Raw genomic sequence first — 24,135 nt, 5'->3', positions numbered from 1 at the left:
TCCCGCTGTGCGCTCGCCCTAGGCCGGATCCGGCTCCCCGCCGACTTCGCGCCGGGTGATCTCCAGGCCAATTTCGTCATAGGTGGCCAGGAGTTCCGAGCGGGCCATATCTGCGGGGTCGTCGAGCAGCCCGAACACGGAATCGCTCGCTGCCAATAACTCGTCGTCGGAGAACCCGGTCAGCGGCCGGGTTCCCGAGGCATCGATCGACGCTGTGAAGTCTCCCGAGACGTCAAGGGGCTGCAGTACGGCGGCGGGGTCATCGTTGTGCGGGTTAAGTTCGAGGGAGACACGGCCTCCGGTGGGCAGGGCTCCGGCCACCGCGGCGTGCGCCAGGCCGCCGTCGATCGTGTTGAGATCATTGCGAAGGCCGGCCAGGGCCGAAGATTCCACGACGGCCGCACGGCCAAGGTTTACGGTGATGTGGGAGGTAATCCCCATCCGGCGGACGCGCTGGATCATCTGCATGAGGGACGGTCGGGAGCCCTGCGTGAGGCTCCCCCGGACGTCGATCCGGACGGCATCCGTGCCGACGTCGAGTTTGACATGGGCTAGCAACATCTGGTCCATAGGTACTCCAAAAGAGGGTGTCTATGGCCGACGGCTCAACCTCGTTCAGCCTAACGGCAGGAATCGGTGGGCACAAGTCATACGCCACTACCGGATCGGCCGTACGGGGTCAGACTGACTCTCTGCGGACCGGCTCTTCGAAGTGCGTCCGGGTCGCTGCGCCGCCGACAGACTGGACCAAGGAGTTGGCGATGTCACGCAGTTTCACGTTGCCGTTGCTGGAGGCATCGGTGAGGATCCTGACGGCGGTTTCCTGGTTACAGCGGTTCTGTGCCATAACAATCCCAATGGCCATGTCGATCACAGTGCGGGATTCGAGCGTGGCCCGGAGATTGGCGGCGCTGTCCGTGTGCAGGGCGAAGCGGACGGCCAGCCGCAGCGCCTGGGAGATTTCACGGGTGTAGCCGCGCGCCCGGGCGGCAACGTCGCCGTCGAACTTGCGCGGTGCGTCCGAGTACAGGTTCAGGGCGGCCTGGGCCTCGCCCTGCAGATGGAACGGTACGGACAGCACGGAGCGCAGCCCGTACGAGGCGACGGCGCTGGCATAGTCCGGTCCCCAGCGGTCCTCAACGAAGAGGTCCGGAACGTAGACTTCGCGTTCTTCCTTGGCTGCGGTCAGGCACGGGCCCTGCGAGAGCCGGTACTGGATTTCGTCGACTTCGCGGGCGGAGTCGCTGCTCCAGCCGATGGTCGCGGCCTTGCGGTCGCGCAGCAGGGTGATGCCGCACAGGGCATCGTCGCCGGCGCCGGCCACCTGGTGTGCGGAAAACCTCGCGAGTTCATTGAGGAACTCTTCGAAATCCGCGCTGTCCAGGATGAGGTTCTGGATCTGGTCCACGGTGCTGGGTGGCTCGGTTCCGATGATTTCTTCAGGATGGAGCATGGCGCATGGTCTCCGGGGCTCAGATGGGTATTACAAAATGATAAATCACGCCCAAACCACCGTCCACACGCGTCCGCTGAAGGGTGAACTCCTAGCTGAGGCCGAGTTCGTCCTTGCCGAAGGCGAAGAGGTAGGGAACGCCGGCCTCTGCCTCGATCTTTTCCTTGGCACCCGTGTCGCGGTCCACGATCACGGCGACAGCGACAACGTTGCCGCCGGCCCTGCGGACGCCGTCGACGGCGGTCAGGGCGGACCCGCCGGTCGTGGAGGTGTCCTCAAGCACCAGCACCTTGCGGCCCTCGACGGAAGGGCCTTCCACCTGCCGGCCCATGCCGTAGGACTTCTGCGCCTTCCGGACCACAAAGGCGTCCACGGGGCGCCCGGCATCGACAGCGGCGTGCATCAAAGCGGTGCCCACCGGGTCGGCACCCATGGTGAGACCGCCCGCGCACTCAAAGTCGATGCCGGCGTCGTCCAGCAACGAGAGCATGACCTGGCCGACCAGCTTGGAGGCCTCATGGTGCAGCGTGATCCGGCGAAGGTCGATGTAGTAGTCGGCCTCGGCGCCGCTGGAGAGGATGACCTTGCCGCGGACAACGGCCAACTCCTTGATCAGTTCAAGAAGGCGGGCACGGGCGGCAGCGGCGTCAGCTGCAGGGACACTTGTGGCAGTCATGGGACCCAGTTTAGTGGCTGGGCGGTACCGGATTCCCAGCCGGCCCATTTGAAGTCGGGCAGCGCGCCGAATGCATCCTGGACCCGCGCGCCGGGTCTTTGTCCTCTAGGAACCCCTGACTGTCAGGAGTCCGATGGAACCATGACGGCAGGAAAGGAATCTTCCACCCGCTGGCCCACCATCCCCAAAGACTTCGGCGGTTTCCGGGTCCGGCCGAATCTGGTGGACTATGACGGGGCCTGTGCCGCGTTCTCCTGGGACGAAGCCCGCCACGAACTGTCCGGGCTGCCCGGGGGCCGCGGCGTCAACATTGCATACGAGGCAGTGGACCGGCACGCCGCCGGCGGGCGGGCGGGGCACGAGGCGTTGCGGTTCGTCCGGGCCGACGGCAGCAGCCATTCCCTCACCTTCGCCGAGCTCGCCGAACAAACCAACCGCTTTGCCGGCGTGCTGCGCAGCCTCGGCATCGGGCGCGGAGAGCGCGTCTTCTCGCTCACGGGCCGCGGGCCGGCGCTCTACATCGCCGTGCTGGGCACCCTGAAGAACGCCAGCGTCTTCTGCCCGCTGTTCTCCGCGTTTGGCCCCGAACCCGTCCGCCAGCGGCTGCAGCTGGGCTCCGGCCGGGCCCTGGTCACCACCCGGGCTCTCTACCGGAAGAAGGTTTCCCAGCTCCGCGATTCCCTCCCGGATCTCCGGCACATCCTGCTGACCGACGCCGACGGCCGCCCGGAGCCGGGCACACTGGACCTCGCCGCGCTGATGCGCGCAGCGCCGGCCGACTGCGGGATCGCCGCGACGCAGGCCGAGGACATGGCGCTGCTGCACTTCACGTCCGGGACTACCGGAACCCCGAAGGGCGCCATCCATGTGCACGACGCCGTCACCGCCCACCATGCGACCGGCACCACCGCCCTTGACCTGCACCCGGAGGACATCTACTGGTGCACGGCCGACCCGGGCTGGGTCACCGGAACCTCGTACGGCGTGATCGCGCCGCTGACCCACGGCGTGACGACCGTCGTGGATGAGGAGGAGATGGACCCGGACCGCTGGTACCGGATCCTCGCCGAACAACACGTCACGGTCTGGTACACCGCCCCCACGGCGCTGCGGATGCTCATGAAGGCCGGCGCGGACCGCACCAAGGGCCATGACCTGTCCGCGCTGCGCTTCGTCGCCAGCGTCGGGGAACCGCTCAATCCGGAGGTCGTCGTCTGGGGCCAGGAGGCGTTCGGCCAGCCCGTGCATGACAACTGGTGGCAGACCGAAACGGGCGGCATCATGATCTCCAACTTCGCTTCCACCGAGATCCGCCCCGGCTCGATGGGCCGGCCGCTGCCCGGCGTCGAGGCGGGCATCGTGGCCCGGGACGCGCAGGACAAGCCGATCGTCCGCGACGGCGAGGCGGTCCTCGTCACGGCGCCGGATGCGGTGGGCGAGCTGGCCCTGCGGCCGGGCTGGCCCTCCATGTTCCGCGGCTACCTGCATGAGGAGGAACGCTACCGCCGCTGCTTTGCGGGCGGCTGGTACCTCACCGGCGACCTCGCTAAGCGCGACGCCGACGGGTACTACTGGTTCGTCGGACGCGGCGACGACGTCATCAAGTCCTCGGGGCACCTGATCGGCCCTTTCGAAGTGGAGAGCTTGCTGATGGAACACGAGGCCGTGGCCGAGGCCGGGGTGATCGGGGTCCCCGATCCGGTGGCCGGCGAGGTGGTCAAGGCGTTCGTGGAACTGCGGCCCGGCTGGGAACCCTCCGAGGAACTGCAGCTGGCGATCATCGGCTTCGCCCGCAAGAGACTCGGCCCGGCGGTGGCGCCCCGGCTGTTGGACTTCACCACGGCCCTGCCGCGGACCCGCAGCGGCAAGATCCTCCGGCGGCTGCTCAAGGCCCGCGAGCTGGGTCTGCCGGAGGGCGACACGTCCACGATCGAGACCCCGGCGGGGGCGCAGGAGCCGGAGGCCTCCCCGGTCGAGCCGGTTTCCGGGCCGGAGGCCCGGACATGACCGGCCCCCTAGACCCGCCCGGCAGCCATCTGGATCCGGACCACGGCCGGCACCTGCTGCTGCAGATGCTCCGCGTCCGCCGGTTCGAGGAAAAATGCGTCGAGCTCTACAGCGCCGCCAAGATCCGCGGCTTCCTGCACGTGTACATCGGCGAGGAAGCGGTCGCGGCGGGCGTCCTGGAAACGCTGGAGCCGGAGGACGCCGTCCTCGCCACCTACCGGGAGCACGGCCACGCCCTCCTCCGCGGGGTCTCCGCCGGTGCGATCCTGGCGGAGATGTACGGCTTCGTGGAGGGCTGCTGCCGCGGCCGCGGCGGGTCCATGCACTTGTTCGACGCCGCCACCCGCTTCTTCGGCGGCAACGCGATCGTCGCCGGGGGCCTGCCGCTCGCCGTCGGACTGGCTCTCGCGGACAAGATGGCCGGGCGCTCCCGCGTGACCGTGTGCTTCTTCGGCGAGGGCGCCGTCGCGGAGGGCGAATTCCACGAAAGCCTCAATCTCGCCGCGCTGTGGCAACTGCCGGTGCTGTTCTGCTGCGAGAACAACCTCTATGCCATGGGGACGGCGCTGGGGCGTTCGGAATCGCAGACGGACATCGCCCTCAAGGCCGCCGTCTATGAGATCGCCGCGTGGGCCGTGGACGGCATGGACGTCCTGGCCGTCGAGGAAACGGCCCGGCGCGCCGTGGACGCCGTCCGTTCCGGCGGCGGACCGCACTTCCTGGAGCTGCGCACCTACCGGTTCCGGGCGCACTCGATGTTCGACCCGGAACGGTACCGCGAGAAAGCCGAAGTCGCCCGCTGGCTCGAACGCGACCCCATCGTCCTGCTGCGCGCCGCGATGGAGGCCGCAGGCCAGCTCTCCGCCCAGGACTGGGAACAACTGGAGACGGATGCCGACGCGGAGATTGCAGCCGCTGTCGTATTCGCCGAAGCCGGAACCCCCGAACGGGTGGAGGACCTCACCCGGTTCGTGTACAGCGACCGCGGCGCCAGCCCGAAAACCGGCGCCGGCGAACGGAATGAGCCATGAAGTCCAGCTACCGCGAGGCCCTTCGGGCCGGCATCCGCGACGCTATGCAGCGCGACGAGCGGGTGTTCCTGATGGGTGAGGACGTGGGGGCTTACGGCGGATCCTTCGCGGTTAGCCTGGGCCTGCTGGAGGAGTTCGGCCCGGAACGCATCCGCGACACCCCGCTCTCGGAGTCCGGCTTCGTCGGCGCCGGAATCGGGGCGGCGCTCGGCGGAATGCGACCGATCGTGGAGATCATGACCGTCAACTTCAGCCTGCTCGCGCTGGACCAGATCGTGAACAACGCCGCCTCACTGCTGCACATGTCCGGCGGACAATTCAATGTCCCGATCGTGATCCGGATGACCACGGGCGCCGGCCGTCAGCTCGGGGCCCAGCATTCGCACAGCCTCGAGGGCTGGTACGCGCACATCCCCGGCCTGCGCATCCTCGCCCCCGCCACGCTCGCCGACGCCCGCGGCATGTTGTGGACCGCGCTCCAGGACCCGGATCCGGTGCTGATCTTCGAGCACGGCTCGCTCTACAACATCGCCGGGGAGCTCGACGACGACGCCGGGCCGGTGGACATCGATGCCGCCGCAATCCGGCGTCCCGGCGCCAACATCACCCTGATCACTTACGGCGGTACGCTTCCGGCAGTGCTCGACGCCGCCGGACAGCTCGCGGCCGAGGGCATCGACGCGGAGGTGCTGGACCTGCGCACCCTGCGGCCGCTCGACGAGGCCGCCATCCTCGCCTCCGTCCGAAAGACCCACCGCGCCGTCGTGGTGGATGAAGGCTGGCGCAGCGGCAGCATCTCCGCCGAAATCAGCGCCCGGATCACCGAGAACGCATTCTATGACCTGGATGCCCCGGTGGGCCGGGTCTGCAGCGCCGAAGTGCCGATCCCCTACTCCAAGCATCTGGAACTTGCGGCACTGCCGTCTGTGGACCGGATCACCGCGGCGGCCCGTCAGGCGGTCAGCGCCGGTGGCTGACTTCCTGATGCCCTCGCTCGGGGCCGACATGGCACACGGCAAGATCGTCGAATGGCTGGTCAAGCCCGGCGACTACGTCCGCCGCGGGGACCTCGTGGCGGTGGTGGATACCGACAAGACCGTCATGGATGTGGAGTCCTTCCAGGAAGGAGTGGTCGCAGAGCTGCTGGTGGACCTCGGCGAAACGGTGCCGGTGGGCACACCGCTGGCCAGGATCACGCAGACGCCGGCCGAGGTCGGGGCTGAGGCGCCGCCGCCTCGGGCCGTTGCAGCGAAGGCCGCCACCCCGATGGAAGCTCCCCAATTCGCCCCTCCGGTGCGGCATCTGGCACACCGGCTGGGCGTCGACACGGCCAGGATCCACGGCACCGGCAAGGGCGGCGCCATCACGCGGGCAGATGTGGAGCACGCCGTGGCGTCGAGGCCGTCCGCCGGACGGGTGCGTTCCTCCCCCCGGGCCCGCAGGCTCGCCGCCGAACTCGGCGTCGAACTTTCCACCGTCAGCGGCACCGGCCCGGAGGGTACCGTGACCGTGACGGACGTGCAGCACGCCGCGGCCAGCCCGCCGGCGCCACGTCGCCCGGAGCCAGGTCGCTCGGAGGCCGCGCCGGAAGCTCCAACCAAAGATCCGGCTTCGGGGGTGCCGACCGCCGGGACAGCGGCGTTGGAGAAGCCTTCAGCGGCCCGCGATCGCGTGGCCAGCCTGCGCCGTTCCATCGGCGTGCTGATGTCACGCTCGAAGAAGACCATCCCGCACTACTACCTCAGCACCACCCTGGACCTGCGCGCCGCCGTCGACTGGATGCAGTCCGTCAACGCGAAGCGGCCGGTCGCCTCGCGGCTGGTCCCCTCCGCGCTCCTGCTCAAGGCTGCGGCGCTCGCGGCCAGGGAGGTCCCGGAGGTCAACGGCTTCTACGACGACGACGCCGGCTTCCGGCCCAGCGCGTCCGTGCATCTCGGTGTCGCCGTGGCCCTGCGCCAGGGCGGCCTGGTGGCGCCGGCCATTCACGACGCGGACACCCTCCCGGTGGACGTGCTGATGGAGCAGCTGAGGGATCTCGTCAGCCGGGCCCGGGCGGGACGCCTGCAGCGCGCCGAGATGGCGGACCCGACGATCACCGTGACCAACCTCGGGGACCTGGGGGTGGAGAGCGTCTTCGGTGTGATCTATCCTCCGCAGGTCGCGATGGTCGGATTCGGCCGGGTGCTGGAACAGCCGTGGGCGCACAACGGGCTGCTCGGCGTCCGGCCCGCCGTCGTCGCCACCCTCTCCGCCGACCACCGGGTCAGCGACGGGCTGCGCGGCGGCCGCTACCTGGCCCGGATCGACGAGCTGCTGCAGAAGCCGGAGGAACTGTGAACCAGGTGGGATTGTGAAACGGGAGGAACCATGAACGAACAGGACGCCCGGGCGGCGGTGCGGGCTGCGATCGGCAAGGTGGCACCGGACGTGGACTTGGCCGAAGTGGACGAGGCCGCCCGGCTGCGGCAGGACCTGGAACTCGACTCGCTGGACTTCCTTCGGCTCGTCGAAACGATCGACACGGCCACCGGCGTCGACATCCCGGAGCGGGACTACCCGGAAGTGGCCACGGTCAAGGGGCTGATCGGGTACCTTGCGGCCCACGGCTAAGCCCGGGGCGGGAAGCGCCGGGCTATGAGTGCTGCGGCGTGCGCCGGGCGAAGGCGGGCGCGTGTTCGGGCCGCGGTCCGAAGGCAACGAACCGCGGAACCACCCTGCCGACGGCCGGGATATGCCGGGCCACGAACAGCAGGACGGCCGGCGCCCCGGCCCGCTTTCCGGTCATGATCGGCTCGAACAGCACGCGGTGCATGACCCGCTGGACAGTCTGCACGACGACGGTGGGCGTCCGCCGTCGTCGTTCGACTTTCGCGAGGTCCGGGCGGGACACCCTGCCCCGGAGCAGCGCCGGGGCAAGGCAGTCCGCGGCGGCCACAGCGTCCTGGATGGCGAGGTTGATCCCCACCCCGCCGGCAGGGGACATCGCATGCGCGGCGTCGCCTATGCAGAGCAGGCCATTGATGTGCCATGGGCGCAGCCGGTCCAGGCGCACGTCCAGCCAGTGCAGGTCCGCCAGCGAGGCGATGGCGTTCACGCGGTCGGCGAGGTCCGGGCGGAGCGCCGCGATCCGCCGCCGAAAGCGTTCAACCCCTTCGGCGCGGATCCGGGCGCCCGTGCCTTTCGGCGCGAGGTATCCCATTTGGTAATAGTCGGTGCGATTGAGCGCCAGGAGGGCCTCGCCCCGGCCGAATGCGGGGACGATTCCGGCCACTTCGCCGAGTTCCGAGGCGTAGCGCGGCAGCCGGAACCACCAGGTGTCGAACGGTACCGGATACTCCTTCGGCGCCAGCCCGGCCTCTCGGCGCAAAGTCGAGTGCCGCCCGTCGGTGGCGACCACAAGGTCTGCCTTGAGCTCGCCCTCCGTTCCGTCCGCGGCGCGGTAGCGGACTCCGGTCACCCGGCCGCCGTTGCGGATCAGCGCGGTGGCGGTGTGACCCATCCGCAGGGTAAAGGACGGTTCCTGGGCGGCGGCGTCGGCGAGGAAGTTGAGGAAGTCCCATTGCGGCATCAGGGCGACGTAGTTGTAGGGCGGCGGGAGCGAATCGAAGTTGCCCATCGTCACCGGCGGCCCGCCGGGCACCGGGAAAGCCACGTTGTTCAGCCGGCTCTGCGGCAGCCGGCGGAACTCCTCGCCCAGGCCCAGTTCGTCGATCAGCCTGATGGTCGAAGCATGGACGGTGTCGCCGCGGAAGTCCCGGAAGAAATCGGCATGTTTCTCCAGCACCGTAACCTGCACTCCGGCCCGGGCCAGCAGCAGGCCCAGCATCATGCCGGCCGGCCCGCCGCCGGCCACCACACATCCTGTCGTCTCCATGGCCATACGCTACGCCTGTGCGGGTTAGCGCGGGAGGAGTTTTTCGCTGCGGAAATGGACTGGCGCTGCGCGAAATTCCCGGCGCTACGGGTATCCGCGTAGCGTCCTGTCTATTCCGCAGCGCCAGGCCGAAAGCGCTGCGCGTGGCGCCTGCACGGGCACCTGCCGGCGCAAGAGTTGAGCCCGTTGGCACGGCTGGCTAGGCTGTGAAGCATGCGTGAACTCCAGGCGAAAATCATCGAAGAAATGGGCGTCCAGCCCCGGATCGACCCCGCCGGGGAGGTGCGCAAACGCGTCACCTTTCTCAAGGACTACCTGAAAGCGACCCACACCCAGGGATTCGTCCTCGGGATCTCCGGCGGGCTGGACTCCTCCCTGGCCGGGCGGTTGGCCCAGCTTGCCGTCGAAGAGCTCACGGCCGAGGGCGTGGAAGCCAACTTCGTCGCCGTCCGCCTGCCCTACGGCGTGCAGCACGATGAGGACGACGCCCAGGCCGCACTGGACTTCATCCAGGCCAAGACCGAGTGGACATTCAACATCTCCGCGGCAGTGGATGGCTTCGAGGACGAATTCGAGAAGACCGTGGGCAGTGGGATCTCCGACTTCCACAAGGGCAACACCAAGGCCCGCACCCGCATGATCGCGCAGTACGCCCTCGCCGGCGAGCACAACTACCTGGTCATCGGAACGGACCACGGCGCGGAATCAGTCACTGGCTTCTTCACGAAATATGGCGACGGCGGGGCTGACATCCTGCCGTTGTTCGGACTGAACAAGCGCCAGAACAGGGCGCTCCTCGCTGAACTGGGCGCCCCGGCCCGGATCTGGGAGAAAGTCCCCACCGCTGATCTCCTGGACGGCCAGCCTGGCCGCACCGACGAGGACGAACTGGGCCTCAGCTACGACACGATTGATGACTACCTCGAGGGCCGCGACATCCCTGTGGCCGCAGCCGAGCTGATTGAACAGAAATTCCTCCGGACCCGGCACAAGCGAACGGTCCCCGTCACTGTCTTTGACACCTGGTGGAAGTAGCCCGGCCGAGGATGCGCTCCGTCCGGGGGCACTTTGGGGCCGGTATCCGTGCTCTCGGCACGGGCCGGCGGCGTGTCCGTGTCAATGTGCCCCGGGACGGCAGCCGGCGGTGAACCACGACGTCGGGCACCTTGCCAGCGGCAGCCCACGTCACCGTACGCCCCGGCGGCGGTTCCCCAGCCCGTTCTACTTGGCACCCTGCAACAGTGTGGAGATCCGGTGCGCTTCTTCCATCAGCAGGCGCCCGAGCATCTCCTGCCGCTCGCCACGGAAGCGCGGCTCAATCCCGGTCAGTGACAACGCCCAGCCGGGGTGGCCTCGCTGGTCGAAGACTGCTGCCCCCATCCCCCAACTGCCTTCCAGCACGAGCCCGGGATTGACCGAGTAACCGGCCTGCCGCGTCTTCGACAGGTTTTCCCGGACCAGTGCCTCGGTGTGCGCCGCCGCGAAATCGCCGGCGTGCGTGGCCCAACCGGCCAGCAATTCCTCCTGCTCCGCCTCGGGCAGGAACGCCATCACGGCGGTGCCGGCGGACGCCACCCCGAGCGGGAAGCGGACGCCCTCGTGCAGCACGAAGGACCGCACCGGGAAGCTCCCCTCCTCCCGGAGCAGGCAGACCGTCTCGGCGCCGCGGCGGATGGAGAAGAACGCGCTTTCGCCGGTCTCTTCGGCGAGCCGCCGCAGGCTGGGCCGGGCGATGTCCTCAAGAGGGAAACGGGCAGAGGCCACGGAGCCCAACAACAGGATCTCCGGGCCCAGTACCCAGTTGCCGCTGCCCGCGCCCTGGTCCAGCAGCCCCTCGGCAGCCAGCGAGGACAGCAGCCGGTGCACGGTGGGGCGCGTGAGTCCGGATTCCCTGACGAGTTCCACGAGCGGGGAGCCTCCCGGTTTCCGTCCGACAATGCGCAGCAGGGACGCGACGCGGCTCACCACCTGGGCGCCCTTGACCGGTGACGTGTTCATCTTTTTTCCTCGCGAGTTTGCATTGAACCATCCAAATCATCCATATTGTGGACAGTCATAAGGGTACCGTCCACACTGTAAAAACCTCACCATATCCGCTAGACCCGCCCGTTGACAGCCCCCTTTTTCGCCCCGTAGGCTCCAACAGCAGAGGAACAGTCCACAAAGTGGATTGCGTCAATGGCTCAATGAGGAGATGCGATGTCAAAGCTGAAATCCGGAGCGGCCGCCGCGCTGCAGGACGTGCTGCGGGACGGTATGACGCTCGCCGTCGGAGGCTTTGGCCTCAGCGGCATCCCGGCCGACCTGATCGAGGCCGTGCGCGATTCCGGCGTCAAGGACCTCACTGTGGTGTCCAACAACATGGGCGTGGATGGCAAGGGCCTCGGGGTGCTGATTGAAGCCGGCCAGGTCCGCAAGGTCATCGCCTCCTACGTGGGCGAGAACAAACTCTTCGCCGAGCAGTACCTCGCCGGCAAGCTGGAAGTGGAGTTCACCCCGCAGGGCACCCTGGCCGAGCGCCTCCGCGCCGGCGGCGCCGGCATCCCGGCGTTCTACACCAAAACCGGCGTCGGCACCCTCGTCGCCGAAGGCAAGCCGCTCGCGGAGTTCGACGGCGAGACTTTCGTCCTGGAACGGGCCATCAAGGCCGACGTCGCCCTGGTCCACGCCCACACCGCCGACACCGACGGCAACCTGATCTACCGCTACACCGCCCAGAACTTCAACCCGGTCGTGGCGACCGCCGGCGCCGTGACGGTGGCCGAAGCCGAAGTGATCGTCGAACCCGGCCAACTGGACCCCAACCACATCATCACCCCTGGAGTCTTCGTCCAGCGCCTCGTCAAAGCCAGCGCCCGGGTCAAGGACATCGAACAGCGGACGGTCCGCCCCCGCGCAGTAGCCGCCGAAGCATCCGCAGCCGCGTCCGTTCCGGCCTAAGCGCCGCCCCTACTTTTCTTCAGGAGAATCACCATGGCTTGGACCCGGAATGAAATGGCTGCCATCGCGGCCGAAGAACTCAACGACGGCGACTACGTCAACCTTGGCATCGGCATCCCCACGCTGGTCGCCAACAACCTGCGCGACGGCATACGCGTCGTCCTGCAGAGCGAGAACGGCCTGCTCGGCATGGGCCCGTTCCCCTACGAGGGCGAGGAGGACGCGGACCTCATCAACGCTGGCAAGCAGACCGTCACGGTCCTGCCCGGCGCCAGCATCTTCGACTCCGCCGCGTCCTTCGGCATGATTCGCGGCGGGCATGTGAAGGTCGCCATCCTGGGCGCCATGCAGGTCTCCGGCGGCGGCGACCTCGCCAACTGGACCATCCCCGGCAAGATGGTCAAGGGCATGGGCGGCGCCATGGACCTCGTCGCCGGCACCCCGCGCGTGGTGGTCCTCACCGAGCACAACGCCAAGGACGGCACCGCCAAGATCGTCAGGGAATGCACCCTGCCGCTCACCGGCCTGAGCTGCGTAGACCGCATTATCAGCGACCTCGCGGTGTTTGACCTGGTGAAGCATGAACAAGAAACAGGCGGCGTCCGGCGGCTCACGCTCACCCGCCTCGCCCCGGGCGTCACCGTGGAGGAAATCCGCGGGAAGACCGAGGCCGAATTCGACGTCGCCCCCTCCCTCGACGCAACGGACGCCCGAGAAGACAGCACCCTTGAAGGAGCCACAGCATGAGCCTGCGCGAACAGTTCGGTAAAGATATCCTGCTGACCGGCTGGGGCCACAGCCGCTTCGGCAAACTCACGGACGAGACCCTCGAGTCTCTGATCGTCCAGGTCGCCAGCGAGGCGATCGGCAACGCCGGCATCGAACCGGGCCGGATCGATGAGATCTATCTCGGCCAGTTCAACTCCGGCATGATGTCGCTGGCGTTCCCGTCCTCGCTGGCCCTGCAGGTCTCGGAGCAGCTTGCCAACGTCCCGTCCACCCGCGTCGAGAACGCCTGCGCCTCCGGATCGGCCGCGTTCCAGCAGGGCACCAAGTCGCTGCTGGCCGGCACCGCGAAGACCGTCCTCGTGATCGGCGCCGAGAAGATGACCCAGGCCGGAGCCGACGTCGTGGGGGCTGCCCTGCTCGGCGCCGACTACGATATGGCAGGCAAGGCCTCCAGTACCGGCTTCACCGGGCTCTTTGCCGAGGTGGCCAAGCACTACGAGAAGCGCTATGGACCGGTCTCCGACGTCCTGGGCACCATCGCGGCGAAGAACCACCGCAACGGCGTGGACAACCCCTACGCCCAGCTCCGCAAGGACCTCGGCGAGGAGTTTTGCCGGACCGTCTCGGACAAGAACCCGATGGTCGCCGATCCGCTGCGCCGCACCGACTGCTCGCCCGTGTCCGACGGCGCCGCCGCCGTCGTGCTGAGCCTCGCACCCACCGGCGGGGCCACTGCCCCGGTGCGGCTCGCCGGCTTCGGCCACGCGAACGACTTCTTCCCGGCCGAGCGCCGGGACCCCACCGAGTTCGCCGCCACGCGGGCCTCCTGGCAGCGGGCCCTGGGGATGGCCGGCGTCGGGCTCGAGGATCTGGACTTCGCCGAAGTCCACGACTGCTTCACCATCGCCGAGCTGCTCATGTACGAGGCGATGGGACTCACCGAACGCGGACAGGGGGCGCGCGCTGTCGAGGAAGGCTGGGTCTTCAAAGACGGCAAGCTGCCCGTCAACGTCTCCGGCGGGCTCAAGGCCAAGGGCCACCCCGTCGGCGCCACCGGCGTCTCCCAGCACGTCATCGCCGCGATGCAGCTCACCGGCACCGCCGGTGACATGCAGCTGGCCAACCCACGCCGGGCCGCCGTGCAGAACATGGGAGGGGTGGGCATCGCGAACTACGTCAGCGTCCTGGAAGCCGTCTAGCGGAACCAACGCGGGGTCAGATACGGCCCATGCACCATGCTTCGATGGGCCGGATCTGACCCCGCGTTGGCAGGTTTTCCTGCGGATCTAGCGGCCCCGGATCAGCCCGGCGATGGCCGCAAAACCGAGCCGCTCCGCGTTCTCCAAGGCGGTACGCCCCTGCGGATCACGGATGTCGGGGTCTGCGCCGGCAGCCAGGAGCTGCCGCACCACGTCCTGCTGGCGGGGGCCGCCGTTATTGAGCAGAATGGCTTCCTGCAGGGCGGTCCAACCCAGCTTGTTGACGTGGTCCACGGGGACTCCCGCTGCCAGGAGGATACGCACGGTGTCGACGTGACCGTGCTCGGCGGCAGGGATGAGTGCAGTCCCGCCGAAGCGGTTGGTGCTGGCAACATCCGCCCCGCTGGCCAGGGCCAGCTGCAGGATCTCGTTGAATCCTTCGGCCCCGGCATAGAGGAACACCGAGTCTTCGATGGCGTCTTTCGCGTTCACATTGCCGCCGGCCCGGATCAGCTCGGTAACCAGGACCAGGTCGTTGCTTTTGGCGGCCTGGATCATGCTCTGGTCGAGCTCCCCCTGGGCCTGCGGGGACAGTGGGAGACGGCTGCTGGGAGCAGGCGCCGGTGCTGCGGAGGACGACGTCGGGCCCGACGTCGGGCCCGAGGGCGCAACGGCTGGTGAAGTCTCCGGACGCTTTGGGGGTTCGGCGTCGGGGCTGCAGCCGCCCAGCATTGCTGCCGAGCCAATCACGAGACCCAGGACTCCGGCCACAACTCCCGGCCGGCCGCGCCGGACGGATGCCCCGGGACCGGTCCTGAACCTCATCATGGACCAGAGCCTACTTGGCCATTCGGGCAATGGCCTCGGCCCCGGCTGTGGCACAGGCTTCGTCCAGCGCACCGTCCGGAGCCCCGCCCACCCCAATTCCGGCCACGGACACACCGTTGACCTTCAACGGGACGCCGCCGCCAAGGAAGAGGGTGCCGGGGAGATCCGCGATACTTGGCCCGTTTCCGATGATGCGCTTGGCCAGCTCGCTGGTGGGCGTCCCGAATGCCGCGGCCGTGTAGGCCTTCTGCCGTGCAGCTTCGATGGTGTGCTCAGCCGCGTTGTCTCCGCGAAGGAGGGCCTGCACGGTGCCGAACCGGTCCACCAGCGCCACGGTGACGAAGGGCAGTTTGTCCGCCTGGCACTTCGCGAGGGCCGCTCCGACCGCGGCCATCGATGCCCCCACCGTGATGCGGCTCTGGCTAACAACGGTGGCCGGTGCCGGCTGGAGATCGACGGCCGGCACCGCCGCAGGGGCCGCCGCCCCTGGCGCCGCCGTTACGCTGCCGGCGTTGGCCGCGGCTGCCAGCCCTCCGGTTAGGAGCAACACTCCGGCGGCTGCGGACACGATCCTGGTGGACTTCTTCATGGCATTCTCCTTGGACTTACGGTTTAGGGGCCTCGCCCTTCGGCGTCCTTCCATCCTTTCGCCTGGCCCTGGCCGCGGCATCCGGCCTTCGGCTTCGACCGGCTCACCCGTCAGGTCGACGGGATCAGCCAAAGGGATGAGAGACCAGCAATGGCGGGGCCCTAGCATGGTGGGTAGCACTTCATCCACCGGAACCGGACCCCTATGCCCTCCCCAGCCCCAGCCCTCTCCCCGGAAACTTCAGCTGCCGGTTCACCTCCGCCGAAAGGCCGGTTCCGGCGAATTGATGCCGCGGTCCACCTGGGGTTTGCGGTACTCCTCGTCGCATCGGTGGTGCGCTACCTGATGCGGCACAGCCCGGCGGACAATCTCCCGATCCTCGGGCTCGCCGCAGCCGCGTTCGTCCTCTACTCCGTCATCGCCGTGCTTTCCCGGCGCCGGCGCCGGTGGGCGTTTTGGATGTTCGTCCTCGTGGCAGTCTGGGCAGTCCTCGTCATTGCGGCGCCCAGTTTTGCCTGGTGTTCTTTTGCGCTGTTCTTCCTCTGCCGCACCGCGTTTACCGGCGCTGTGGCCTACGTCGCTGCGGGCGCAATTGCCGCCGCCACGGCGGCCGGGCTGTTCAGGCTCAGCAATGGCACCGATCTGGCGATGCTGCTGGGCCCGCTTGCCGTAGCGGCCATGCTCACGCTGATCTACGACCGCATCGAGAACGACGCCGCCGCGCAGCGCCGCCTGAACGCCGAAGTAGCCCTCGCCCAAAGCCGGCTCGCGGCCAGCGAGCGCCGGGCCGGCGCCATCGCCGAACGTGAGCGGGTGTCCCGCGAAATCCACGACACCGTGACACAGGGCCTGGCCAGCAGCCTGCTCCTCCTCGAAGCGGCCAACCGCGCCTGGCCTCGCCCTTCTGCCCGGCAGGACGTCCGCCAGGCCACCACTTTGCTCCGCCGGAACCTGTCGGAAACGCGCAGCCTCGTCCATGAGCTCGCGGCCCCCGGGCTCGAGGCCTCACCTCTGCCCGAGGCCCTTCTCCAAGCCGCCACACCCTATGTCGCGGCGGCCCGGCTGATGGTCACCGGCGAACCGAGGCCCGTGCCACCGGAGGTCCGCCACGCCCTGTTGCGCGTTGTTCAGAGCGCAGCGGCAAACATCAACCTCCATGCCGCTGCCGTGAACGCAACTCTGACGCTCGGATTCCTTCCGGACACTGTTACGTTGGACATTTACGACGACGGCGTCGGCTTTGATCCCGTGGCGGTGTCACCGCCGTCGGACGCCGGAGGCTACGGCCTGCGCGCCATGCGCCAGCGTGTCGAGCAGCTCGGCGGTGTATTCTCGGTCGAAAGCACCCCCGGCGAAGGGACCATCGTGGCCGCTCAACTTCCTGCCGGCGGGGACGAATGAGTGCCATCACCGTACTCCTCGTGGACGACCACCTCGTGGTCCGGAGCGGGCTCAAGGCCCTATTGGGAACGCAGCCGGATATCGACGTCGTGGCTGAAGCCGCCACCGGCGAAGATGCCTTGGCGAAAGCGGAGCAGCACTCCCCCGCCGTGGTCGTGATGGATCTGGCCATGGGCGAGGGTATGGACGGCATCGAGGCAATCAAGCAACTTCGGAGGCGCAACGGCAAGCAGGCGGTGCTGGTGTTCACCACCTATGACTCCGACGCCGACATCGTCCGGGCCGTGGATGCGGGGGCCATGGGTTACCTGCTCAAGGATGCCGCCCCGGAGGAGATTTTCGCGGCCGTTCGCGGCGCGGTCCAGGGCAAAAGCGTGATGAGCGCGCCAGTGGCCTCCCGCCTGTTTCAGCAGCTGCGCAATCCGGATGAGGTGCTGACGCCGCGGGAGGCCGAGTTGCTGAGCCTCCTCACGGACGGGCTCAGCAACCGGGAGCTCGGCCAGCGGCTGTTCATCTCCGAGGCCACGGTCAAGACCCATCTCGCGCATATTTACACCAAGCTTGGTGTGGAGACCCGCGCTGCGGCCATCGCCACCGCCATCCGCCGGGAGGGCATGCGCTGAAGCAGCCCGGTTTCCAGCCCGAGTTGCCGAGGGCGCCGTGGATTGGCGGCAGCGTCATAAGCCTAAGCTGGGCCGTTCCAGTCCGAAGCGCGTTTGGTTAGAGGCTACGAGCAAAGCCTTCAGTCCGGCTGGCATGTCCAACTGCCGCAGCACGAGTGCCAGCTTAGGCGCCCGCCCGGCGCCATCTCAGGTCCGGATGACCCCCGCCGCGCCCCGGGCTAGACTCGGATCAAGCCCAAATCCCCGCTTTGAGGAGCCTCCATGCGCGCCACGATCATCCACGCCCCCGGTGACATCCGGGTCGAAGACCGCGACTACCCCACCCTCCAGTTGCCCACCGACGCCGTTGTGAAGGTCACCGCGTCCTGTGTGTGCGGCTCCGACCTGTGGCCCTACCGGGGCGTGAAGCCCACCCGCCGGCCCACCGCGATCGGCCACGAGTTCATCGGCACCGTTGAGAGCATCGGCGACGGTATCAAGAACCTCGCCGTCGGCGACCTCGTGATCGCACCCTTTGTGGTCAGCTGCGGGGCCTGCCCCCAGTGCCTCAACGGTGTCACCGTGGCCTGTGACCATCTCGCCGGCTGGGGCGGCAAGGACGACACCGGTCACGCGATCGACGGCGGCCAGGGCCAGGCCGTCCGCGTCCCGCTGGCCGACTCCACCCTGGTCAAGGTTCCCGGAATCACCGAGCCCGATGATGCCCTCCGGAAGAGCCTGCTCACACTGTCCGATGTGATGGCCACCGGCCACCACGCGGCCCTCGCCGCGAAGGCCGGACCGGGCCGGACCGTCGTGGTGGTGGGCGACGGCGCCGTCGGGCTCTGCGGGGTGCTGGCCGCCAAACGGCTCGGGGCGGAACGGATCATCGCAATGTCCCGCCACACCGACCGGCAGGCGATCGCCCGCGAGTTCGGGGCCACCGACATCGTGGAAGAGCGCGGGGACGACGGCGTCGCCAGGGTCCGCGAACTCCTCGGCGGGGTACTGGCCGATTCGGTGCTTGAGTGCGTGGGGACCAAGGAATCGATGGAACAGGCACTGCACAGCACCCGCCCGGGCGGCGCGCTGGGCTTCGTTGGCGTCCCCACCGGCGGCAGCGAGGTCCCGCTGCGCTACCTCTTCGACACGAACATCTCCATCGGCGGCGGCATGGCCCCGGCCCGGACCTACATCCCGGAACTGCTGGCGGACGTCCTCGACGGCACCATCAATCCGGGCCGCGTATTCGACGTCGTGATGCCGCTGGAGGACGCGCCGGAGGCCTACCGTGCCATGGACGAACGGCGCGCCATCAAGGTCCTGCTCACCCCCTGACAGCGCACCGGCGGGGAAGGAGAACCCTGACCGTCAGGCCCAGCGCCTTGCGGGCATGAGTGCGGTGCCAGCCCGTCACCGCACAGATCTAATCCGGGACCCGCCGTTCCTGGCTCTGGAAGGACGGCGGCATTCCGTGGCCAGAGTCTTCGTGACAGCCCTGCGTTCGCTCATCGTCAGCTCCATAGCAGCAGCCCTGCCCCCGCCGGCGAACCGGCAGCCCCAGACACCCCGCTACGCGCGCGCTACCAAATCATTCTTCGACACCCTCCACGCGGATTCGCGAAGAGCTGCAACTCCGCCGTGCCGATGCGTACGCCCGCGGCCGCCAATTGCGCAGGACCACGCCGCGTACTGCACTGGCCGAGCGGAGCACGGCACCGCGTGACGCCGTCGCCCATATCCGCGAACAGAACAAAGTCCGCGAACAGGAGTTGGTGCCCCTGCGCATGGAGCGCATGCTCGAGAACCCCTTCGCGTTCTACCGAGGAACGGCCGGGCTGATGGCCATGGACCTCGCCGGCGACCCGCACTCGGGGATCATGGTCGCAGCGTGCGGCGACGCGCACATCAGCTACTTCGGTTTCTATACCTCCCCGGAACGCAAACTCGTCTTCGACCTCAACGACTTCGATGAGGCCGGCGCGGCCCCGTGGGACTGGGACCGGCGGAATCCACGCCGAGTACACGGAACGGGAGGTGCGCAAGGCAGCACAACGCACCGTACGGGCCTACCGCAGCGCACTGACCACAATGCTGGAACGAAACCCGTACGAGCGCTTCTACATGCACAGCAACATCAACTTCGCCCGCAGCCTCCTGAGCGCGGAAGCCCAGAAGGTGCTGCACCACGCGATCGAGACGGCCAGGAAGCGCACCGGCCAGCGGGCCGTGCGTCGCACCACGCAGATGGACGACGGCGGTCGCCTGCGTTTCATTGAACGGCCCCCCGCAATGACGACTGCGCCCGTGCAGAACACCGACGTGGTACCGCGCCTGTTCGCCGAATATCGCCGCACGGTCAGTCTCGGCCATCTGCAGAACGACGAACGCGACTACTACGTGCGCCATGACCGTCAGGTGCGGACGCTGACCACCCGCTCCTGCCCAATTCGCCCCGGCAGCAGCTGCGCGGGGCTATGTTTAGTCCATGGTGTCTGCCGACAGCAACGCACAGAACGATCAGGAACCTGTTGGGTTCGGATCGGCGCTGGTTGACGAAGCCGCCCGCCGCGATGCCGCCCTGGGCGACGTGGACTGGACCGCCCTCCCCGACGGCGCTGTGCGGGGCCACTTCGACGCCCCGAGCGGCACCCTGGCCACCGTCTCGATGGGCACGCCGGGAAACCCGCGCGTGCTCTTGGTCCCCGGGGCGACCGGCTCCAAGGAAGACTTCGTCCTGATGCTGCCCGAGCTCGCCGCTGCAGGGTACTTCGTCCTGAGCTGCGACATCGCCGGCCAGTACGAATCCGCCACGGCGGGCCCCGAAAACCTGGTGCCGCCGCGAGCGCACTACGACTATGATTTGTTCGCCAATGACCTGATCGCCATACTCGACGCCGAAGAAGGGGCCGCGCACGTCGTCGGGTATTCCTTCCCGCGATCGTCGCCCAGGTTGCCTTCAGCCGGCGTCCGGAAAAGTTCCGGAGCCTGACCCTGCTCAGCTGCCCGCCCGAGCCGGGCCAGAGCTTCCGCGGCGTCCAGCGCATTGGCCGCTTCAGCGGCCGGACCAGCCCCCGGATCGGCGCCGCGCTGATGATTTGGGGCATCCGTCTCAACGTGGGGCACGTACCGGCCAACCGGATCCGGTTTGTGAAATACCGGTTCCGCTTCACCCGCCGCAGTTCCGTCCGTGACATTGTCGGGCTGATGCAGCATTCCCCCGATCTGAGCGTGGCACTGGTCGCGGCGTCGCTGCCGAAGTTCGTCGCCGTCGGCGAACACGATCTGTGGCCGCTGGTGCTGCATCGCCGTTTCGCGCAGTCCATCGGCGCGCGTATCGCGGTCTACAGGGGCGGGCACAGCCCGAGTGAAACTTCGCCGTTCCAAATGAGCCGGGATCTGATCGCGCTCTACGGGTCCGCCTAACGCGGGTGGTCATGCTCCCATTGCCGACGGCGACGCCGGCCCGGACGCTCCCTGGCGAACTCCACGGCGAACGTTGTCCGCGCCATCGAGAGCCGGCGTCCGATGGCATGCCAGCTCGCGAGGGGCCTGGCGGAGGCCCCCACCCGCAGGGTGGGATCGGCGACCACCGCCGCCTCGGGCGGGATCTGGTAAGAAATGTCGAGGTCGTTGTGCACCGGCGGCAGTCCACGGCTGACCTTGCCGCGGATCCGCGGCCAGACCGCGGACTGCATCGCGAAGTTCGAGCCGAACAGCGGCGGATGCCCCAGCAGTGGCGCCGACAGCCCAGAAAACGATGATTTCGTCGGCCGGGCGGGTCTGGCGGGCGAGTCCAGCAAGGCACACGGTGAGCATGTCAGCGCCGTTCCGGGTTGGGATAACCACAGAGATTGTTGTCATGTTGCCCCGACTATAGTCCCGGGACGCGAGGAAATGCCCCCGTCGGCCTCTTGCACCGCGGCCCGCAGACCCGTACGTTGGGGGACAGCGGACGAATGTCTCCGCAGCCGTTGGCCCCAGGGCCGCCGGAGATCAGCAGCATTTCAGAAGGATATGGCATGGCTACAGGCACAGTTAAATGGTTCAACGCCGAAAAGGGTTTTGGCTTCATTGCCCCGGATGACGGGTCAGCGGACGTTTTCGCCCACTACTCGGCAATCGCCAGCAGCGGCTACCGCTCCCTGGACGAGAACCAGAAGGTCGAGTTCGACGTCACCCAGGGTCCGAAGGGCCCGCAGGCTGAGAACATCCGCCCGCTCTAAGTACTCCGGATAGCAGCCCCGGCCAGCCGGCCGGGACCCTGTCCCCCAAGACCACAAACGCCCCGCTCGAGGATTCCTCGGGAGGGGCGTTTGTTGTTGGCGGGCCTGTTGGCGGGCCAGGTGCTCAGCCGACGTGGACCCAGGGCCGTTTGGTGACATCGGGTTCGGCTTCGCGCAGCACTTCGCGGGTCACCGGCGCGATTTCCCCTTCGCCGAAGGCCAGGAAGCGCAGCAGGTTGGTCACGGGGTTGCCCTCGGTCCAGCGGAAGTAGATGTGCGGCATCAGCCCGGTCACGTCCCGGATGTGCAGCAGAACCGAGGCGATCGTGTTGGGCACCACGGGGCCGTGCACCTCCAGGATCCGGTAGCCGTGGCGCGTGATGCCGCGGACGATGAGTTCCGTCTCGAAGTCCGAGGAATCGTCCACGATCACTTCGAGGAAGAGTGCCCGGTAGTCCAGCGGCAAATGACTGACCTCCGTAGCCGACTCCAGTTTCTGCCGGTACGCCTCCGGACTCAGCCGGAGCGGCTCGTGGGCGATGATCCGGAGGGGACCATCCAACTCGTCCGACATGAATTCCAGGGCCTCGCGGTCCAGATGGACGTGGGTGGCGTGCAGTTCGAAGGAGCGCCGCACCCGGGAGAGCAGCGAGATCACGATGATGCCCAGAATAAAGATCGAGGCGATCCGGATGCCTTCGGGCCGTTCGATGATGTTGGCGACTGTGGTGTAGATGAACACCACCGCGATGATGCCGAACCCCACCGTGCGTTTGCGCTGGCGCTTGCGCCGGGCCGAGAGCGTCACGGCAACCGCCGCTGAAGTCATCAGCACGAGGACGCCGGTCGCATACGCACCGCCCTGGGCATCGACGTCGGCATCGAACAGCCAGGTGATCAGGAAGCCGACCAGGGTGAATACGAGCACCAGCGGGCGGACGGCCCGCGCCCAGCCGGGGGCCATCCCGTAACGGGGCAGGTAGCGGGGCACGAGGTTCAGCAGCCCGGCCATGGCCGAGGCGCCGGCGAACCACAAGATGGCGATGGTGCTGACGTCGTACACCGTGCCGAATCCCACGCCCAGATGCGCGTGGGCCAGAAATGCGAGGGCGCGTCCGTTGGCTTCTCCGCCGGGCTGGAATTCCTGCTCGGGGATGAGCACCACCGTGGTGAAGCTGCTCACGATCAGGAAGCTGCTCATGATGACAGCCGCCGTCGTCAGCAGCTTGCGGGTTCCCGCGATGCGGCCGGCGGGATTGTCGTCGGTATCGCTCGCGTGTCCACGGATCTGCGGCATGACGGCGACACCCGTTTCGAAGCCGGACAGTCCGAGCGCGAGTTTCGGGAAGACGAGCAGGGCAAAGCCGACCGCCAGCAAAGGGTTTCCGTGCGACGTGGAGATGGCCTGCCACCAGTTCCCCACCGCCAGAGGGTGCGTGAACACCTCAAAAAGCGCCGCGGCGAGCACAACGACGTTCAGGGCCAGGTAGATGGCGACGATGACGACGGCGACGCCGATGGCTTCCTTGAAGCCGCGCAGGAATACGGCACCAAGCATCGCCAGCAGGAACAGCGTGACGGGCACATTCTGGCCCTGCAGCCAGCCGGGGGCCACCGGGTTCTGGACGAGGTGCGCGGTGGCATCCGCGGCGGACAGGGTCATGGTGATCATAAAGTCCGTCGCGGCGAAGCCCAGCAGGACGAGCACAAAGAGTTTGCCGCCCCAGCGCGGCATCAGCCGCTCAAGCATCGCGATGGAACCCTCGCCACGGTGGCTCTCGCCGGCGACTCGGCGATAAACCGGCAGGGCCCCCAGGAGGGTGATGGCCACCAGCACCAGGGTCGCGAGCGGCGAGATCACGCCGGCGGCGAGCGCTGCGATCGCCGGCTGGTAACCCAGAGTGGAGAAGTAGTCGACGCCGGTCAGGCACATCACCTGCCACCAGGAATGTTTCTTCTCGTGGGCCGTGGGAACTCCGCCCGGGCCCTGATGGGTTCCCCGGCTGTCCTGCAATCCGAACAGCAGCCAGTTTTTCACCGTGGTCTTGTGTCCCGGTCGCGGGGCCGACGGGTCTGCCGGCGGCCTGCTCAGCGTGGTCATGACGTCCCTTCCAGGCGACGCCCTGCGCCGCTTCCGTCCGCGACATTATCACCACGGAGACCGCGTTTTTGGTGTCCGCCGAAAACCCTGATGAATCCTTGACGCCCGTCCGGGGCGCGTGGAAAGTGCGCTGCATCAAGGTCCCGTAAAGATCCGGCCCAACGGCGTTAAGGATTCATCAGTGCGGGCTCTTTCGTGGCTTCAGGGGGCTTGACTGGACCCAGCCCCGCAAACGGGGCGCAGATGAAAGGAACGTGCAATGGCCGATGTGGCTGTCATCGGGATCCTCATGGTGTCCATGGGATTCGTGATGTGGGTTGGTCACCTCCTGACCAGTGTGGTCAGCGGGACCGGCGAACGATCGGAGACGGGTCAATGAGCGCCGATGCTGTGATGTGGCTGGTCCTGTTGCTGGCGGGGCTGGGCCTTTTCGGCTACCTGCTCGCTGCCCTGATCCGGCCCGAGAAGTGGTGAGCAGA

The 24,135-nt window shown here is 67.9% G+C and carries 24 protein-coding genes and 2 pseudogenes; 17 read left to right on the top strand and 9 right to left on the bottom strand.

The genetic code is table 11. From position 1 onward, the window contains the following. Positions 1 to 18: 18 nt before the first annotated feature. The 3 genes from ACZYZE_RS02400 to pyrE all read right to left on the bottom strand — a co-directional run bounded on the left by ACZYZE_RS02400 (position 19) and on the right by pyrE (position 2,129). Positions 19 to 570, bottom strand: coding sequence for a hypothetical protein (locus ACZYZE_RS02400; RefSeq protein ID WP_459317723.1), 552 nt, complete (start codon positions 568 to 570; stop codon positions 19 to 21). 109 nt (positions 571 to 679) lie between these two features. Further along, complete coding sequence (locus ACZYZE_RS02395) at positions 680 to 1,453, bottom strand: GAF and ANTAR domain-containing protein (RefSeq protein WP_459317724.1); 774 nt, start codon at positions 1,451 to 1,453, stop codon at positions 680 to 682. Positions 1,454 to 1,544: 91 nt separating this feature from the next. Next, positions 1,545 to 2,129 carry an orotate phosphoribosyltransferase gene (gene pyrE / locus ACZYZE_RS02390; protein WP_459317725.1) on the bottom strand — a complete coding sequence of 195 codons (585 nt, stop codon included), beginning with the start codon at positions 2,127 to 2,129 and terminating at the stop codon, positions 1,545 to 1,547. Between the two features lie 141 nt (positions 2,130 to 2,270). Between pyrE and acsA the strand changes: the two genes are divergently transcribed. Genes acsA through ACZYZE_RS02365 form a run of 5 tightly spaced genes read left to right on the top strand, consistent with a single transcriptional unit; the run spans position 2,271 to position 7,777 of the window. Further along, entirely contained in the window at positions 2,271 to 4,136 is a 1,866-nt protein-coding gene (gene acsA / locus ACZYZE_RS02385) for an acetate--CoA ligase (protein WP_463906024.1), read from the top strand. Next, on the top strand, positions 4,133 to 5,167 hold the full coding sequence (gene pdhA / locus ACZYZE_RS02380) for a pyruvate dehydrogenase (acetyl-transferring) E1 component subunit alpha (protein ID WP_463906023.1): 1,035 nt from the start codon (positions 4,133 to 4,135) through the stop codon (positions 5,165 to 5,167). Before acsA ends, pdhA begins: the two co-directional genes overlap by 4 nt. Beyond that, positions 5,164 to 6,144, top strand: coding sequence for an alpha-ketoacid dehydrogenase subunit beta (locus tag ACZYZE_RS02375; protein WP_463906020.1), 981 nt, complete (start codon positions 5,164 to 5,166; stop codon positions 6,142 to 6,144). Before pdhA ends, ACZYZE_RS02375 begins: the two co-directional genes overlap by 4 nt. Next, complete coding sequence (locus ACZYZE_RS02370) at positions 6,137 to 7,504, top strand: dihydrolipoamide acetyltransferase family protein (RefSeq protein WP_463906019.1); 1,368 nt, start codon at positions 6,137 to 6,139, stop codon at positions 7,502 to 7,504. The genes ACZYZE_RS02375 and ACZYZE_RS02370 overlap by 8 nt, the downstream gene beginning before the upstream one ends. A 30-nt stretch (positions 7,505 to 7,534) precedes the next feature. Beyond that, positions 7,535 to 7,777: an acyl carrier protein gene (locus ACZYZE_RS02365; RefSeq protein ID WP_463906017.1), complete on the top strand. Its 243-nt coding sequence runs from the start codon at positions 7,535 to 7,537 to the stop codon at positions 7,775 to 7,777. A gap of 22 nt (positions 7,778 to 7,799) precedes the next feature. On the opposite strand, the gene ACZYZE_RS02360 is transcribed toward ACZYZE_RS02365, so the two are convergent. Further along, positions 7,800 to 9,041, bottom strand: coding sequence for an FAD-dependent oxidoreductase (locus ACZYZE_RS02360; protein WP_463906015.1), 1,242 nt, complete (start codon positions 9,039 to 9,041; stop codon positions 7,800 to 7,802). 213 nt (positions 9,042 to 9,254) lie between these two features. On the opposite strand from ACZYZE_RS02360, the gene nadE reads away from it, so the two are divergent. Next, complete coding sequence (gene nadE, locus ACZYZE_RS02355; RefSeq protein WP_463906013.1) at positions 9,255 to 10,076, top strand: NAD(+) synthase; 822 nt, start codon at positions 9,255 to 9,257, stop codon at positions 10,074 to 10,076. A gap of 186 nt (positions 10,077 to 10,262) precedes the next feature. Here the strand turns inward: nadE and ACZYZE_RS02350 are convergent, their stop codons facing one another. Beyond that, the gene (locus ACZYZE_RS02350; RefSeq protein WP_463906010.1) at positions 10,263 to 11,039 is read right to left on the bottom strand and encodes an IclR family transcriptional regulator; all 777 of its coding nucleotides are present in this window, start codon (positions 11,037 to 11,039) and stop codon (positions 10,263 to 10,265) included. A gap of 201 nt (positions 11,040 to 11,240) precedes the next feature. Here ACZYZE_RS02350 and ACZYZE_RS02345 point away from each other — a divergent pair, with 201 nt between their 5' ends. From ACZYZE_RS02345 to ACZYZE_RS02335, 3 genes are read left to right on the top strand one after another with little or no spacing between them, the layout of a single operon-like run. Further along, positions 11,241 to 11,981, top strand: a complete 741-nt coding sequence (locus ACZYZE_RS02345; protein ID WP_459317729.1) for a CoA transferase subunit A — start codon at positions 11,241 to 11,243, stop codon at positions 11,979 to 11,981. Between the two features lie 33 nt (positions 11,982 to 12,014). Further along, the gene (locus ACZYZE_RS02340; protein ID WP_459317730.1) at positions 12,015 to 12,728 is read left to right on the top strand and encodes a CoA transferase subunit B; all 714 of its coding nucleotides are present in this window, start codon (positions 12,015 to 12,017) and stop codon (positions 12,726 to 12,728) included. Continuing rightward, positions 12,725 to 13,909, top strand: coding sequence for an acetyl-CoA acetyltransferase (locus ACZYZE_RS02335; RefSeq protein WP_463906007.1), 1,185 nt, complete (start codon positions 12,725 to 12,727; stop codon positions 13,907 to 13,909). Before ACZYZE_RS02340 ends, ACZYZE_RS02335 begins: the two co-directional genes overlap by 4 nt. Positions 13,910 to 13,996: 87 nt before the next feature. Here ACZYZE_RS02335 and ACZYZE_RS02330 read toward each other — a convergent pair whose 3' ends face one another. Both ACZYZE_RS02330 and ACZYZE_RS02325 read right to left on the bottom strand, forming a co-directional pair. Continuing rightward, complete coding sequence (locus ACZYZE_RS02330) at positions 13,997 to 14,737, bottom strand: ankyrin repeat domain-containing protein (RefSeq protein WP_463906006.1); 741 nt, start codon at positions 14,735 to 14,737, stop codon at positions 13,997 to 13,999. A 10-nt stretch (positions 14,738 to 14,747) separates the two neighbouring features. Then, a complete protein-coding gene (locus tag ACZYZE_RS02325) occupies positions 14,748 to 15,326 on the bottom strand; it encodes a GlcG/HbpS family heme-binding protein (protein ID WP_459317733.1) in 579 nt (192 codons plus the stop codon). A 204-nt stretch (positions 15,327 to 15,530) separates the two neighbouring features. Here ACZYZE_RS02325 and ACZYZE_RS02320 point away from each other — a divergent pair, with 204 nt between their 5' ends. From ACZYZE_RS02320 to ACZYZE_RS02295, 6 genes and pseudogenes are all read left to right on the top strand, one after another. Beyond that, complete coding sequence (locus ACZYZE_RS02320; protein ID WP_463906003.1) at positions 15,531 to 16,727, top strand: sensor histidine kinase; 1,197 nt, start codon at positions 15,531 to 15,533, stop codon at positions 16,725 to 16,727. After that, the gene (locus ACZYZE_RS02315; RefSeq protein ID WP_459317735.1) at positions 16,724 to 17,350 is read left to right on the top strand and encodes a response regulator; all 627 of its coding nucleotides are present in this window, start codon (positions 16,724 to 16,726) and stop codon (positions 17,348 to 17,350) included. Before ACZYZE_RS02320 ends, ACZYZE_RS02315 begins: the two co-directional genes overlap by 4 nt. A 261-nt stretch (positions 17,351 to 17,611) precedes the next feature. After that, positions 17,612 to 18,667, top strand: a complete 1,056-nt coding sequence (locus ACZYZE_RS02310; RefSeq protein WP_463906001.1) for a zinc-dependent alcohol dehydrogenase family protein — start codon at positions 17,612 to 17,614, stop codon at positions 18,665 to 18,667. 332 nt (positions 18,668 to 18,999) lie between these two features. Further along, a pseudogene (locus tag ACZYZE_RS02305) lies at positions 19,000 to 19,320 on the top strand (DUF2252 family protein); the annotation flags it as partial. After that, positions 19,301 to 19,885, top strand: coding sequence for a DUF2252 family protein (locus ACZYZE_RS02300; RefSeq protein WP_463905999.1), 585 nt, complete (start codon positions 19,301 to 19,303; stop codon positions 19,883 to 19,885). The pseudogene ACZYZE_RS02305 and the gene ACZYZE_RS02300, both read left to right, overlap by 20 nt. Further along, a pseudogene (locus tag ACZYZE_RS02295) lies at positions 19,818 to 20,755 on the top strand (alpha/beta fold hydrolase). Before ACZYZE_RS02300 ends, ACZYZE_RS02295 begins: the two are co-directional and overlap by 68 nt. Here the strand turns inward: ACZYZE_RS02295 and ACZYZE_RS02290 are convergent. Then, complete coding sequence (locus tag ACZYZE_RS02290; RefSeq protein ID WP_463905997.1) at positions 20,752 to 21,027, bottom strand: hypothetical protein; 276 nt, start codon at positions 21,025 to 21,027, stop codon at positions 20,752 to 20,754. The pseudogene ACZYZE_RS02295 and the gene ACZYZE_RS02290 overlap by 4 nt on opposite strands. 324 nt (positions 21,028 to 21,351) lie before the next feature. On the opposite strand from ACZYZE_RS02290, the gene ACZYZE_RS02285 reads away from it, so the two are divergent. Continuing rightward, positions 21,352 to 21,555 carry a cold-shock protein gene (locus tag ACZYZE_RS02285; protein WP_013599688.1) on the top strand — a complete coding sequence of 68 codons (204 nt, stop codon included), beginning with the start codon at positions 21,352 to 21,354 and terminating at the stop codon, positions 21,553 to 21,555. Between the two features lie 124 nt (positions 21,556 to 21,679). Here ACZYZE_RS02285 and ACZYZE_RS02280 read toward each other — a convergent pair whose 3' ends face one another. Beyond that, entirely contained in the window at positions 21,680 to 23,656 is a 1,977-nt protein-coding gene (locus ACZYZE_RS02280) for an APC family permease (protein ID WP_463905996.1), read from the bottom strand. 375 nt (positions 23,657 to 24,031) lie between these two features. Here ACZYZE_RS02280 and kdpF point away from each other — a divergent pair, with 375 nt between their 5' ends. After that, positions 24,032 to 24,130: a K(+)-transporting ATPase subunit F gene (gene kdpF / locus ACZYZE_RS02275; RefSeq protein WP_459317741.1), complete on the top strand. Its 99-nt coding sequence runs from the start codon at positions 24,032 to 24,034 to the stop codon at positions 24,128 to 24,130. Positions 24,131 to 24,135 lie beyond the last annotated feature (5 nt).

This window comes from Pseudarthrobacter woesei (assembly GCF_055412745.1).
Note: the sequence above shows the minus strand (reverse complement) of the source record. Positions and strands in the feature narration are given on the sequence as shown.